The sequence below is a fragment of the Parahaliea maris genome, from assembly GCF_008064665.1.
In the GTDB taxonomy this organism is placed as follows: Bacteria; Pseudomonadota; Gammaproteobacteria; order Pseudomonadales; family Halieaceae; genus Parahaliea; species Parahaliea maris.
The window spans coordinates 99,626-112,843 of record NZ_VRZA01000008.1; the positions used below are offsets into that span (position 1 = coordinate 99,626).

Consider the following 13,218-nt stretch of genomic DNA (forward strand, 5'->3'; position numbering starts at 1 on the left):
GAGCTCCTTGAACATACTGTAGGGAAGCCGGGGCCGGTTTCCCGGCCCCACAACCTGTTTTCCAGGCCGCCATCGTCCTTTAGAAATCCATCGACACCCGCACACCGTACTGACGTGGTGCGCCGTAGAATTCCATATTGCGGGTCTGGCCGGACACATATTCCTCATCCGTCAGATTGGTAGCGTAAAACTCGGCGGCATACCGGCCCTTCTCGATGGAGACCTGGGCAGAGAGCAGGCTGCGATCCTCCAGCAGGTCAAAGCGCTCGTTGTAGGCGAGATAGGCCCACTGCTCATCAGTGTAGGCGTAGTTCACCCGCGGCGTTACACTGAGACCGTTTGACAGGTCAAGGCGGTATTCTGCGGAAATGTTAAAGGTCAGTTCCGGAGCGTAGAGCAGCGGGCCGCCGTCCGTTGAGATGATGTAGTCAGACGGATCGCTGGCACCGTCGATATCGAAGGCACGGATATCGAAGAACTCAATCCCGTCGGATTCAGAATCAACATAGGCAAAGCCCATATCGAAGTACCAGTTCCCCAGGATCGCCTGTACCTGGGCTTCAACCCCCATCACCGTGGCGCCCGCAGTATTGGTCACCACTTCCTGCCCGGTGAAAGGGTCAGTCACTTCGAATTGAAAGTCACTGTAGTCGTAGTAAAACGCACTGAACTGCGCCTGCACCTTGTTATCGAGGAAAGCACCCTTGTAACCGACCTCGTAGTCGATGACGGTTTCCGGCTTGAAGGTCTGGCCATCATCCAGACCACCGGATTTGTAGCCTTTGGCGACGAAGGCGTAGATCAGGGTGTCCTGATTCGGCGTCCAGCTGACATTGAACTTGCCCGTCGGCTCACTGCCGTCATCATGGTCGGCGGTGATATCCAGTTCGACCGGCACAAATGCCAGGAAGATGGAGCCGTCGTCTTCAGCCTCGTAGGATGAGGTTCTCGCACCGACGTCAACTGACCACTCGTCGTTGAAGCGATAGACGACCTGCCCAAAGATACCGGTGGTCAGTTTTTCGGAGTACAGGTCGAGGTCTGTGCGCAACGCGCCGTTGCGATTGGTAGTGATCCCGACGTCAATCTTGTTCTGCTGATAGTAGCCGCCCAGGATCCAGCTGAGGTCGTTCTCCTGGGGGGAAATCAGGTTGATCTCCTGGCTGTAGATCCGCTCGCGAATTGGCTGTACCTGGTCTTCTTGGCGAATACCTGCGAGTGCCGCTGCTTCTCCAGTGCCATCGCGATCGATCAGGTTCAACACCTCCTTGTTCTGGTAGCCGGTAAGGGAGCGCAACATGGTCCCGCCACCAAAGGTATATTCCACCTTCAGGGAGGTGTGCAACGTTTCCTCGTCGCGCGCCGTTCCGGTGTTGTAATCCAGATCCCAGGTATCGTCCGGTGTGTAGTCGCGCTCCACGGTGCCCTGGATGGGCTTGTAGGCGTAGCCGCCGAGTTCCTTGTCAACTTTCTCCGTCTTCGACAGGATCTCGAGATTGTCGGTGGGCTGATACAGGATGCTGGCCCGGAACGCCAGTTCATCATTGCTGGTCGGTTCGTTGTCAAACGGTCCGAGATCCTCAAAGAAGGCATCGCGATTGTTCGTCAGTACCGCACCGCGAACAGCCAGCGTATCCGTCATGGGCAGGTTCAGCGCCCCTTCCAGGCCCCATTCCGAGTAGTTCCCCGCTTTTGCCTCGACGTATCCGTGCATGCTGTCAAAACTGGGATTTTTGGAGTTGATGAACACCGCCCCCCCTGTTGAATTCGAGCCTACGAAGGTGCCCTGGGGGCCCCGCAATACCTCTACCGACTCAATGTCGAAGAAGCTGTTGCGAGTAACAATAGGGGGCTGGAAAAGTCCATCATAATAGGTGGCTACGCCGTTATTGACCGCCGGCGAGGTGATCGACAGGCCGATGCCGCGAATGTTGATGTTCTGTGATAAGCCATTGTCCGTGATGCTCAGTGCAGGGGAAACACGGGTCAGGTCATCCAGGCGAACAACGCCCTTGTTCTTGAGTTCATCTCCGCCAACCACAGCGCCGGAGATCGCTGTGTCCTGCATTGTGGCATCACGCTTCTGTGACGTGACAATGACTTCCTCCAGTACCCGCCCGGACTGCTGGCTTTGAGCGATGGCCCCGGTACAGATGAAGCAAGCGGTTGTTGCAGCGACAGCAGTGGCTAGCGGATTCTTGAATGTGTTCATATCAACCTCTGTGAGTTTCAAACGTTATAGTTATTGAAAAGTGGCCGTTTCCAATTTTGAACGTGTCTCGTCTGTAACGAGAGCCATTATTGTTTTGCGACCACCCGTTTTATAGCGGTCGTCCTGTTGCGCCCTGAGCATCGATTTCTCACTGCGCCATTGCCGTCACAGTATGCGGAGACGCCGGGTCGATGAAGAGCTAATGGTGACAACAAAACAGGCAATTTGTGCCAAGTGAGAATTTACGCACACACGCACGCAGCGCCGCCCTGCGGTGGGGCTGGCACCACAGGTCTGCGCTGCGTGTTGGTAAGGCTGCGGTTCAGCTAGCTGGGGGACTTAGCCAGGCGTTTGCTCCCCATTGATGAGGCGTTCGACCTCGTAGGGGTTTTCCCCCTGAAGTGCCTCCGGCAGAAGCTCCGGTGGAAAATTCTGGTAGCAAACGGGACGCAGGAAACGGCGAATCGCCATGGAACCAACAGAGGTCGAAGCGCCGTCGGAACTGGCGGGGAAAGGGCCACCATGCACCATGGCGTGGCAAACCTCGACACCGGTGGGAAAACCGTTACAAAGTATTCTTCCCGCCTTGTCTTCCAGTACAGGCAGCAGACGGGCGGCGAGGGGGAGGTCACCGTCATCCAGTTGCAGTGTCACCGTCAACTGCCCTTCCATCTCCTGTGCGAGGCGCAAAAAGTCCTGCTCTGACTCGCACACGACCAGCAGGGAACAGGGCCCGAATATCTCGTGGGATAGCACCCTGTCGGCCAGGAAGCGCGCCGCCGTCGTTGTCAGCAGGCGAGCTTCCGCCGCGCTTCCTGTGGCGTCGGTCAATCCTGCGGCAACACACTCTACGCCGTCACTGGCCTCCAGTTCTGCGGCTGCGCTTGCGTAGGTTCCCTGGATGGCCGACGTCAGCATGGTCTGCGCGGGCACCTCGGCAATGGCCTCCGCCAGCGTCGCAACGAAGCTCTCGAGCGCCGGGGAACGAACAGCGAAAGCCAGTCCCGGATTGGTGCAGAATTGTCCCGCTCCCAGGGTCACCGACGCCGCAAACCCGCGGGCCAGTTCCTCGCCTCTTGCCTGCAGCGCTTCCGGAAAGAGAAAAACTGGGTTCACACTGCCCATCTCGGCGTACACGGGAATCGGTTGCTCGCGCTGGTCGGCGATCTTCTTCAACGCCATGCCGGCGGCAAATGACCCGGTAAAGCCCACGGCCCTGATGCCCGGATGGGACACCAGGGACTGCCCCACCGCGATACCGCTATCAAACAGCAGGGAGAACACGCCAACGGGAAGCTCACACTTGCGAACAGCGGCGCAGAGGGCCAGTGCCACCATCTCGGACGTGCCCGGATGCGCCGGGTGTGCCTTTACCACGACGGGGCACCCTGCGGCCAGGGCGGAAGCCGTATCACCTCCTGCCACCGAAAACGCCAGGGGGAAGTTACTGGCGCCGAATACCGCCACCGGCCCCAGGCCGATCTGCTGTGAGCGTAAATCCGGGCGCGGCATGCCAGGTCGGTCGGGCAGGGCCTCGTCGATCCTCACATCGAGGTAACTGCCTTCACGCAGCACAGCGGCGAACAGGCGCAACTGGTTGACCGTGCGATCGCGCTCCCCCGAGATCCGCCCGAGCGGCAGCCCGGATTCCGCGACAGCGCGCTCGACCAGGGCGTCTCCCAGGGCGAGGATTTCATCGGCGCAGCAATTGAGAAAGTCCGCCCGGGCAACGGGAGACAGGCGCCTGAACACAGGGAACGCCTCCCCTGCCAGCGCTACCGCCTCGTCAATATGCTGTGGCCCGGCCGGCGTGTAGTCGGGAGCCAGCGGCTCGCCGCTGACACGGTCGAATCCGGTGAAGGTTTCCTGTTCGGAGCGAACGGCCTTGCCGCCGATCAACATGCTGCCCGTAATGTTCATGACTTTCCTCGTTATCGATGCAGGACGGGTGTCAGCGACGGCTTCCTGCGCCGTCGCATTGGCCAGATCAGCCCGTCTTGTACTGCTCATACATGTGGAAGGCGCGGTACAGGTGGTCGTACATCGCCCGCTCTGCGGATTCAGCGTCCTGGTTCAGGACCGCCTGATAGATGCTTCTGTGTTCCTGGTTCACCTCGGTGAGGTAGCGCGCGGTGGGCTCCCAATCGATGCCCTCCTCGACCAGTTGCGCCCTGGGAATGGTCGACTTGTTCATCAGTTCGTAGAACTTCACGAACAGGGGGTTGCCGGTGGCGCTCGCGATGGCACAGTGAAACTCTAGATCCTCCGCGCGAGCCAGTCCGCCCCTGGCGACAGCGCTCTCAAACCGCTCCAGGCAGGAGGCCATCTGCGCCAGATCTGTCTCCTGGCGCCTGACCGCAGCCAGGCCGGCAGCGGTCACCTCGACACTCAAACGCAGTTCCAGGATATCCAGGATGTCATTTACCGTGGTCGCACTGATGCCCCCGGTGAAAAAGGTCTCCCGCGGCTCGCCCGCGATCACGGTGGTGCCGACGCCGCGACGGGTTTCCACCAGCCCCAGGGATTTCAGGTTGGCAATCGCCTCCCGAACGACCGTACGGCTTACCGCAAACATGTCGCACAGAGCGGCCTCGGTGGGGAGTTTGTGACCTACTTCGATCCTGCCCTGGCGGATCATGGCCTCCAACTGCGCCGCCACCTGGGACGACAGGCTGCCCTTGCGCCCCACGGATTCGACGGCAAAAGGGTGTCTGTCCGAACTCGCTGTGGTCACGGGCTCTCTCCCCTGCGCTTTCCCCGACGTTCTCCCTGACACTGGCATTCGCAAGCAGAAAACATGGCTAGCGGACCAGCGCCGGACGCTTGTTATCGAACGCCCAGCCGGGGATCAGGTACTGCATGGCTTGTGCATCGTCCCGCTGGCCGATATCCAGCGACCGGTACAATGCGTTGGCCTGCATCAGGCGCTCCCTGTCGAGGGTGACCCCCAGTCCCGGCGCCGTGGGCACCGCAATCCTGCCCTCGTGGATTTGCAGTGGCTCCTGGGTCAGGCGCTGACCGTCCTGCCATATCCAGTGCGTGTCGATGGCGGTGATGTCGCCCGGGCAGGCGGCGGCGACATGGGTCATCATCGCCAGCGAAATGTCAAAGTGATTGTTCGAGTGCGAGCCCCAGGTCATGCCCCACTGGTCGCAGAGTTCTCCCACCGCCACGGCGCCCTGCATGGTCCAGAAGTGGCAGTCTGCCAGCGGGATATCCACCGCACCCAGCCGCACCGCATCGCGCAGTTGCTGCCAGTCGGTGGCGACCATGTTGGTCGCGGTGGGAATACCGCTGATCGACCTGAAGCGGGACAGGATCTCGCGCCCGGACCAGCTGCCCTCCTGCCCGCAGGGGTCCTCGGCGTAAGCGAGGATCGGCTTGATCGGCATCAGGTACTCCACCGCGTCCTGCAGCAGCCAGGCGCCGTTGGGGTCCAGGGTCAGCCTGGCTTCGGGGAAGGCCTCGTGCAGGGCCACAATACACTCCGCTTCCTGCCGCCCGTGCAGTACCCCGCCTTTCAGCTTGAAGTCGCGAAAGCCGTAGCGATCGTAGGCAGCCCGGGCCAGTCTCACGATGGCTTCAGGGGTCATCGCCTCGAGGTCCCTGACGGCGTCCCACTCGTCCTGCGGTGACGGGCACGTCGGGTAAGGCAGATCGGTTTTCCCGGCATCGCCAATGAAGAACAGGTAACCGAGAGCCTCGACCGACGCACGCTGCTGGCCGCGCTGGCCCAGCAGGGCCGCGACCGGCAGCTGCATGGCCTGGCCCGCCAGGTCCAGCAGGGCGGATTCGATACCGGTGACAACGTGCACCGCAACCCGCAAATCAAAGGTCTGGTTGCCGCGAACATCACCTTCCAGACCGGCAAGCGCTGTCGACACTCGCTGGATAACGGCTTTATAGGCACCGACAGACTGGCCTTCCACCAGTTCCTTGCAGGCTTCCAGTGCCTTCAGGATATTGGTGCTGGCAGGAATTTCTCCGACACCCACGTTGCCGTCGCTGTCTTCCAGCATGACCACCACGCGGATAAACCAGGGGGCATGCCCCCCACTGAGGTTGATCAGGAAGCGGTCGTATCCGGCGACGGGAATCACGGACATTTTCTTGATGGTGCTGAACATTGGCTGGGTTACCTGTTGGTCTTGCTGTGGTGGGCCTAAGCCTGCCGGGCGACGCTAGCTGTTGGCCCGGATGAGGTCGGCCAGCATAGATTTGTGTTCACTGGAAGGATCGACCAGCGGCGCCCGCACACTGCCGGCAGGCCGCCCCGTCAACTCCGCGCCCGCCTTGATCAGGCTGACCGCATAGCCGGATTTTTTGTCCCGCAGGCGGCAGAACGGAATGAAGAAGTTGCGAATGATCGCGCCGACCGTCTCCTGGTCGCCCTCCCGGAGGGCGCGGTAGAAAGACAGCGCCATTTCCGGCATGAAGTTGAACACGGCGGACGAGTAGGTACTGACGCCGATGGCAAGATAGGCCTCGGCAAAGATTTCTGCGGTAGGCACGCCCCCGATATAGACCAGGCGATCGCCGATGGTCTTGATGGTGTCGTTCAGTGCGGCGATGTTGCCTACCCCGTCCTTCAAACCGACCAGATTGGGGCACTCTTCCGCCAGGGCGACCAAGGCCTGGGTGCCCATCACCCCGTTGCCGCGATTGTAGTAAACCACCTGCAGGGAGGTACTGGAGATGATCTGGCGGGCGTACTCGTAGAGGCCGTCGCCGGGGCACTCCGTCAGGTAGGGAGGCATCAGCAGGATGCCATCCACGCCGGCGGCCTCCGCCACACGACAGTATTCCCGGGCCAGGGGGATACTCTGCCCGGCGCTCGAGAACACCGGAATGCGCCCGGCCACGGTGTCCACCGCGATCTGCACGACCTGACGGTACTCGTCCACGGAGAGCGAGAAGAACTCGCCAGTACCGCCGGCCACGAAAATGGCCGTCACGCCGTTCTGGACGAAACTCTCGACCCGCTCCCGGTAGGTGTCCGGACAGAACTGGCCGCTGCCGTCAAAATCGGTAATGGGGAAGGACAACAGGCCGTAGCTCAGGGCCTCCCGGATCGTTTGTACTGACTGACTCACAGCACTCTCCTCTTTCGTTGGAGTATTGGTCATATTAGGTTGTCATACATCATACAACTAGAAGTGAATGTATGCGAGATTCCCGGGACGATCTGGCACAATTTTTTACCCTGGCCGGCCGTCGCGGCGGGTTGTCAGCATTCCAGCGCCGGGCCTTCCTGTGCCAGCAGGTTCTGGAGCACGCGCCGGGACTGGGCGCCACCGGCGTCTATCTTGACGGTCATCAGCGGCCGCTCGGGGAACTCGAGCAGGTTCTGCTGTTGCTGCTCGAGCATCTCCAGGTCTTCGGCAAAGATCTTGCCCTGCCCTTCGCGTATCTTCTCCGTCAGCTCAGCGCTGGCGGGCCGGAACGTGCGCGCCATACCCCAGAAATACCATATGGAGGTGTCGGTCTCCGGGGTGATGAAATCCACCACGATACTGCTGACTTTATCTGCATGGTCGGCGTCGTAGCCCCCTCTTCCAGCCAGGGCGACCCCCACCTCGATCATGACATGGCTGGGCGGGGTGAAGCGGCAGATCTGCCAGCGGTCCACCCGCGCCTCGGGGTCGAGGCCATTTTCGCGCAGCGCCATCTGCCAGAACGGCGGCGCGGTGACATCCGCCATATGCCGTTCGGTGATGACTTCGTTACCCCGCACGGACGTGTGCACCGGGGCCTCTTCGATTTCCAGTTGCCCGATGCTGTCCGCATGGACGTAGGTCTCATGGGTCAGGTCCATCAGGTTGTCTATCATCAAGCGGTAATCACAGCGGATATGGTAGAGCCCGCCACCGTAACCCCAATCGGGGTTGTCCGCCCAGGCCAGGTGAGGCAGCAGCGCCTCATCCGCCTGCTCCGCAGGGCCGGGCCAGACCCAGACAAAACCGCCGCGCTCGACCACCGCGTAGCGCCGGACACAGGGAAAGCGATCCACCCGCTGATTGGGGAGGGAGTGGACATCGCCGTTACACGTCACCCGCAGGCCGTGGTAGCCGCAGACCAGCAAATCGCCCTCTACCTGGCCAAGCGACAGGGGCGCCCCCCGGTGCGGACAGAAATCTTCCAGCGCGCAGGCCTGCCCTGCCGCGGTGCGATAGAACACCAGTTTCTGGTTACAGATGCGTCGCGCCAGCGGCTTGTCACCCAGCTCATCGGCAGTACAGGCGACATACCATTGATTGCGTAAAAATGCGGTCATCGGTCAGTTCCTTGAGCGTTCAGTTTTTTCGCGCCAGACCGAGGACTTTCAGGGCATTCTCCTTCAGCAGTTTCGGCATGACCGCTTCCTTGAACCCCACCTCCCGCGCCGCGGCTATCCAGGCGTCCGGGCGAATCAGCGGGAAGTCCGAGCCGAACAGCATCTTGTCGCTGAGCTGCCCGTTGGCGTAGCGAACCACCTGCGGCGGGAAATACTTGGGAGACCAGCCACTGAGGTCGATGTACACGTTTTCCTTGTGCAGGGCCATCGACAGGCTTTCATCCGTCCAGGGCCAGGAGGGATGAGCGAGGATGAATTTCATCTCGGGAAAATCAACGGCCACGTCGTCCACCAGGATGGGCTGGCCATACTTCAGGCGGATACCTCCGCCACCCTTCATGCCGGTCCCCATGCCCGAGTGGCCGGTGTGAAATACCGCCGGCAGGCCGTACTCGGCAATCACTTCGTAGAGCGGGTAGGCCAGCTTGTCGCCGGGGTCGAAATTCTGCATCGGCGGATGGAACTTGAAGCCCCGGATGCCGTGGTTCTCGATCAGGTCGCGAGCCTCCCTGGCCCCCAACTTGCCCTTGTGCGGATCAATCGAAGCGAAGGGAATCACCACATCGGGATTATCCAGGGCCAGTTGGGCAATCTCCTCGTTACGAATTCTGCGGGCACCGATACCCGCTTCGCAGTCGACGGTAAACAGGCAGAAGGCCACCTTTTGCTCCCGGTAGTAGGCAACCGTCTCTGCCATGGAGGGGCGCTGGCGGGACACCTTGAAGTAACTGGAGGCCGCATCGAAATACTGCCCCATCACCGGATCTTCAGGATCGGTGCAGGAGGTTTCCGCATGCACGTGCACGTCCAGCGCCACAATGTTGTCAGTATCTATCATGGTTTTTCTCCCACCCGGAACCGGGCACGACCGGGTGCCGTGTTATGCCTTGCCATCCTGATATTGCTGCCGGAGACTGGGCTTCAACAGTTTGCCGGCACTGTTACGTGGCAACTCCTCCACCCGCCGGGTCACTTTGGGCATCTTGTACCGGGCGAGCTTGCCCTCCAGAAAGGCAGACAGTTCCTCCGCGGATACCGTTGCACCATCGCTGACGTAGAACACACAGCCCACCTCGCCCCACTTCTCGTCAGGAATGCCGATCACGGCGGCTTCCTGGATGCCGGGGTAGCGCACCAGCAGTGCCTCGATTTCAGCGGGGTACACGTTTTCGCCGCCGGAAATGAACATATCCTTTTTGCGGTCGACGATATAAAAATAGCCGTCATCGTCGATGCGGGCGATATCCCCGCTGCGGAACCAGCCGTCCCCGGTCACCGCCTCCCGGTAGTCCTCGTCCCGGCCCCAATAGCCCACGGTCATATTGTCGCCACGAATCTGCAGTTCACCGGATTCGCCCGCGGCCACCGGCACGCCCTCCGGACTGACAATGCGCGCCTCTACCCGCGGCGTGGGAACGCCAACGGATCCCGCTTTCGCGGCAATCGTATCCAGGTCGAGTGACATGCCGAAAACCGTGCCACACTCGGTGCTGCCGTAGCCGTCAACGATGGGGATGCCATCGTCGACCCACTCCATGATCTGGGCCGCGGGATGCGGCGCACCGCCCGTAAACAGCGCCTTGAGGTTGTTGAGGCGCGCCGGGTCGTAGTTCTGTTGGGCCCGCAGGGCGAGCGCCATTTGCGGTACGCAGAAGTAGTGACTGATACCCAGCTGCGGGTCGCCCAGCCGCTCCAGGGTACGCTCAGGCACGAAACCATCGGAGATCACCAGGGTGCCCCCCAGCATGATCGGCGCACGCACCGAGGTGACCATGCCAATCACGTGGAACATCGGCGATTCACAGAGGAACACACTGTCGACGCTGACCTGTCCCAGCAGGGCAAAGTTGAGCGCCGTCTCGCCAATATTGCGCTCGGTGAGCAGTGCTCCCCGCGGGCGGCCGGTAGTGCCCGAGGTATACAACATCAGGGAGGGCGTATCGGCAGGCACAGGGGTGCCGCGCCAGGGCGACAGGTTCGCGGCTCGCGCCAATACCTCGGCGATGTCGAAATACTCGAGCTCCAGCGCTTGCGCCAGCCCGTCAGCCACCAGCAGTCGCGGCTGGCAGTCTTCGAGCAGGCTGACGATTTCCGCTTGCGAGAGACGCCAGTTCAGAGGAACGAAGATGGCGCCGGTACGCGCACACGCCCAGTGGAGAATGATAATTTCCGCCCGGTTGTGCGACAGGCACGCCACCCGCTCACCCGCGGTAACGCCGCAATCGAGCAGGAGGGTGGCGCAGCGGGCGACGCGATCGTCGAACTCCGAGTAGCTCAGCACCAGGTCCTGCGCCAGGTCGCGGATGGCGAGCCTGGCGGGCCTTACTGTTGCGTTGAACTCAACATAATCCATGGTATCAAGCCAGTATCCTGGTCATTAACACGGCTCTCAGGCATCCCCGGAGCGGTTATAGGCGCCCAGACCGGGTTTGTAGGTCTTGTCATCGATGAACTGCTTGATCCCCTCCTTGCGTCCTTCGCCGTCAAAGAAGTTGGCGGCCTCCTGGGCGCGGATCAGGTAATCCTCCGCATTGTCGTAGGTCATTTCCATGACCCGCCGCACAGCGTCCTTGGTGGCTTTCAGAGCGACCGGGTTCTTCTCCAGTAGCACCTTGGCCACTTCGGTGACGCGAGCCTCGAGGGACGCTGCGGGCACCGCCTCGTTGATCAGGCCCCACTCGGCGGCGGTTTTGCCGTCGATGTTCTCACCCATCAAGGCGTGGTACATGGCGTTGCGCATGGACAGCAGGTTGGTCGCTACCTTGGTCGCTCCACCACCGGGCAGAATCCCCCAGTTGATTTCGCTCAATCCGAACTGCGCGTCCTCCGCGGCAAAAGCCAGGTCACAGGAATGCAGCGGGCCATAACCGCCACCGAAGCACCAGCCGTTGACCATGGCGATCGTCGGCTTGTGGTACCAGCGCAGACGGCGCCACCAGCCGTAGGCTTCGCTCTGTGATTTACGGATACCGCGCAGGCCCTCGGCCTCAGTCTCACGGAAGTACTCCTTCAGGTCCATGCCCGCACTCCAGGCGCTACCCTCCCCGGTCAATACCAGCACGCCGACATCATCGCGATACTCGAGTTCATCGAGTACGCGCATCATCTGGCGATTCAGCTTGGGGCTCATGCAATTGCGCTTTTCCGGGCGATTGAATTTCACCCAGGCAATACCGCCTTCTACGGTATAAGCCACTGTGTTTTCTTCTGTCCGTTCCACTGTCATTGCGTTATTCCTCGTTCAATATTCAAAAATCGTTTGCGCTCAGATCGGGAAATGTCCCGATTCGGTTTCCACGGTAATCCAGCGCAATTCGGTAAACTGGTCGATACCGGCCTTGCCGCCAAAGCGGCCATAGCCGGACGCCCCTACCCCCCCAAAGGGCATTTGAGCTTCGTCGTGAACCGTAGGCCCGTTCACATGGCAGATGCCGGAGCGAATCCGGCGCGCCACGCGCAAACCGCGCGCTGCATCACCGGTGAAGACGGCAGCGCTCAATCCGTACTCGCTGTCGTTGGCAATGCGGATGGCGTCCTCCTCGTCCGTCGCCCGAATCATGGCGCAGACAGGCCCGAAGCTCTCATCCCGGTAAAGCGCCATCTCTTCGGTGATACCGTCGATGAGGGTAGCCGGCATGAGCACGGAATCTCCCTTGCCGCCCGCGAGCACCCGGGCCCCCATGTCGACAGCGTTATCGATCAGCGCGTTGACCTTGGTCACCGTGGCCTGATCGACGACCGCGCCAAGGGGCGTCGCGCCCTCCCGGGGATCCCCGGCCGGCATAGCGCTCACTTTCTCAGCCATTTTCGCCGCGAACGCGTCGGCCACCGCATCGACCACAATCAGGCGTTCGGTGGACATGCAGATCTGGCCCTGGTTCATATAGGCACCGAAAGCAGCGGCCTTCACCGCCTCGTCCAGGTCGGCGTCCTCCAGCACCAGCAACGGTGCCTTGCCGCCCAGTTCCAGCAAGCAGGGCTTGAGGTGCTCGGCAGCACGCTTGGCAATGACCTTGCCGACAGCGGTGGAACCGGTGAAATTGATGCGTTTGACCCCGGGCTGATCGATCAGCGCGCCTACAACCTCCGGCGCATCCGCAGGGGCATTGGTCACGATATTGACGGTACCCTCGGGGAACTCTGCTTCCGCGAGCGCCTCGATAATCAGTGCGTGGGTTCGCGGGCAGAGCTCGGAGGCCTTGAGGATCACCGCATTCCCGCAGGCCAGTGCGGTGGCGATAGCGCGTACCCCGAGGATGATGGGGGCATTCCAGGGGGCGATCCCCAGGATCACGCCAACAGGCTCACGGATAGCAAGGGCCAGGCAGCCCGGCTTGTCAGAGGGGATCACCTCACCGTTGATCTGGGTTGTGATCGCAGCGGCCTCGCGCAGCATGGACGCCGCCAGCGTCAGGTTGAACATGGCCCAGCCCCGGGTGGCGCCGATCTCGTTCATCATCGCTTCGACCAGCGCTTCCTGCTTGCCTTCCAGCGCAACCGCGGCCTTCATCAGCACGGCCCGGCGTGCATTGGGTCCCAGCACCGACCACCCGGCAAAGCCCTGCTCGGCCCTCTCAACGATGGCGGGCATATCAGAGGCCTGCATCGCCACAGCGGAACTTGCCATTGCGCCCGTCAGAGGATTGTTGCGTTCAAAGTTCATGGTTGCCTC

10 protein-coding genes are annotated in these 13,218 nt (G+C 61.3%); all 10 read right to left on the reverse strand.

Going from position 1 to position 13,218, the window contains the following annotated elements; all coding sequences use genetic code 11:
• Nucleotides 1-79: 79 nt before the first annotated feature.
• The 10 genes from FV139_RS18460 to FV139_RS18505 all read right to left on the reverse strand — a co-directional run bounded on the left by FV139_RS18460 (nt 80) and on the right by FV139_RS18505 (nt 13,209).
• Complete coding sequence (locus FV139_RS18460) at nt 80-2,212, reverse strand: TonB-dependent receptor (protein ID WP_148069961.1); 2,133 nt, start codon at nt 2,210-2,212, stop codon at nt 80-82.
• Nucleotides 2,213-2,551: 339 nt separating this feature from the next.
• Complete coding sequence (locus FV139_RS18465; RefSeq protein WP_148069962.1) at nt 2,552-4,132, reverse strand: aldehyde dehydrogenase (NADP(+)); 1,581 nt, start codon at nt 4,130-4,132, stop codon at nt 2,552-2,554.
• 67 nt (nt 4,133-4,199) lie between these two features.
• Entirely contained in the window at nt 4,200-4,946 is a 747-nt protein-coding gene (locus FV139_RS18470) for a FadR/GntR family transcriptional regulator (protein ID WP_213004167.1), read from the reverse strand.
• A 67-nt stretch (nt 4,947-5,013) separates the two neighbouring features.
• Nucleotides 5,014-6,339, reverse strand: coding sequence for an enolase C-terminal domain-like protein (locus FV139_RS18475; protein ID WP_148069964.1), 1,326 nt, complete (start codon nt 6,337-6,339; stop codon nt 5,014-5,016).
• Nucleotides 6,340-6,393: 54 nt separating this feature from the next.
• Nucleotides 6,394-7,305 carry a 5-dehydro-4-deoxyglucarate dehydratase gene (gene kdgD / locus FV139_RS18480; RefSeq protein WP_148069965.1) on the reverse strand — a complete coding sequence of 304 codons (912 nt, stop codon included), beginning with the start codon at nt 7,303-7,305 and terminating at the stop codon, nt 6,394-6,396.
• A gap of 134 nt (nt 7,306-7,439) precedes the next feature.
• Nucleotides 7,440-8,486, reverse strand: coding sequence for an aromatic ring-hydroxylating dioxygenase subunit alpha (locus FV139_RS18485; protein WP_148069966.1), 1,047 nt, complete (start codon nt 8,484-8,486; stop codon nt 7,440-7,442).
• Nucleotides 8,487-8,505: 19 nt separating this feature from the next.
• Nucleotides 8,506-9,384, reverse strand: coding sequence for an amidohydrolase family protein (locus FV139_RS18490; protein WP_235898722.1), 879 nt, complete (start codon nt 9,382-9,384; stop codon nt 8,506-8,508).
• A gap of 42 nt (nt 9,385-9,426) precedes the next feature.
• Nucleotides 9,427-10,899, reverse strand: coding sequence for an AMP-binding protein (locus FV139_RS18495; RefSeq protein WP_148069967.1), 1,473 nt, complete (start codon nt 10,897-10,899; stop codon nt 9,427-9,429).
• A gap of 36 nt (nt 10,900-10,935) precedes the next feature.
• Nucleotides 10,936-11,772 (reverse strand): p-hydroxycinnamoyl CoA hydratase/lyase, encoded by an 837-nt coding sequence (locus FV139_RS18500; protein ID WP_148069968.1) that lies wholly within the window; start codon nt 11,770-11,772, stop codon nt 10,936-10,938.
• 39 nt (nt 11,773-11,811) lie between these two features.
• Complete coding sequence (locus tag FV139_RS18505) at nt 11,812-13,209, reverse strand: aldehyde dehydrogenase (protein ID WP_148069969.1); 1,398 nt, start codon at nt 13,207-13,209, stop codon at nt 11,812-11,814.
• Between the last annotated feature and the right edge of the window lie 9 nt (nt 13,210-13,218).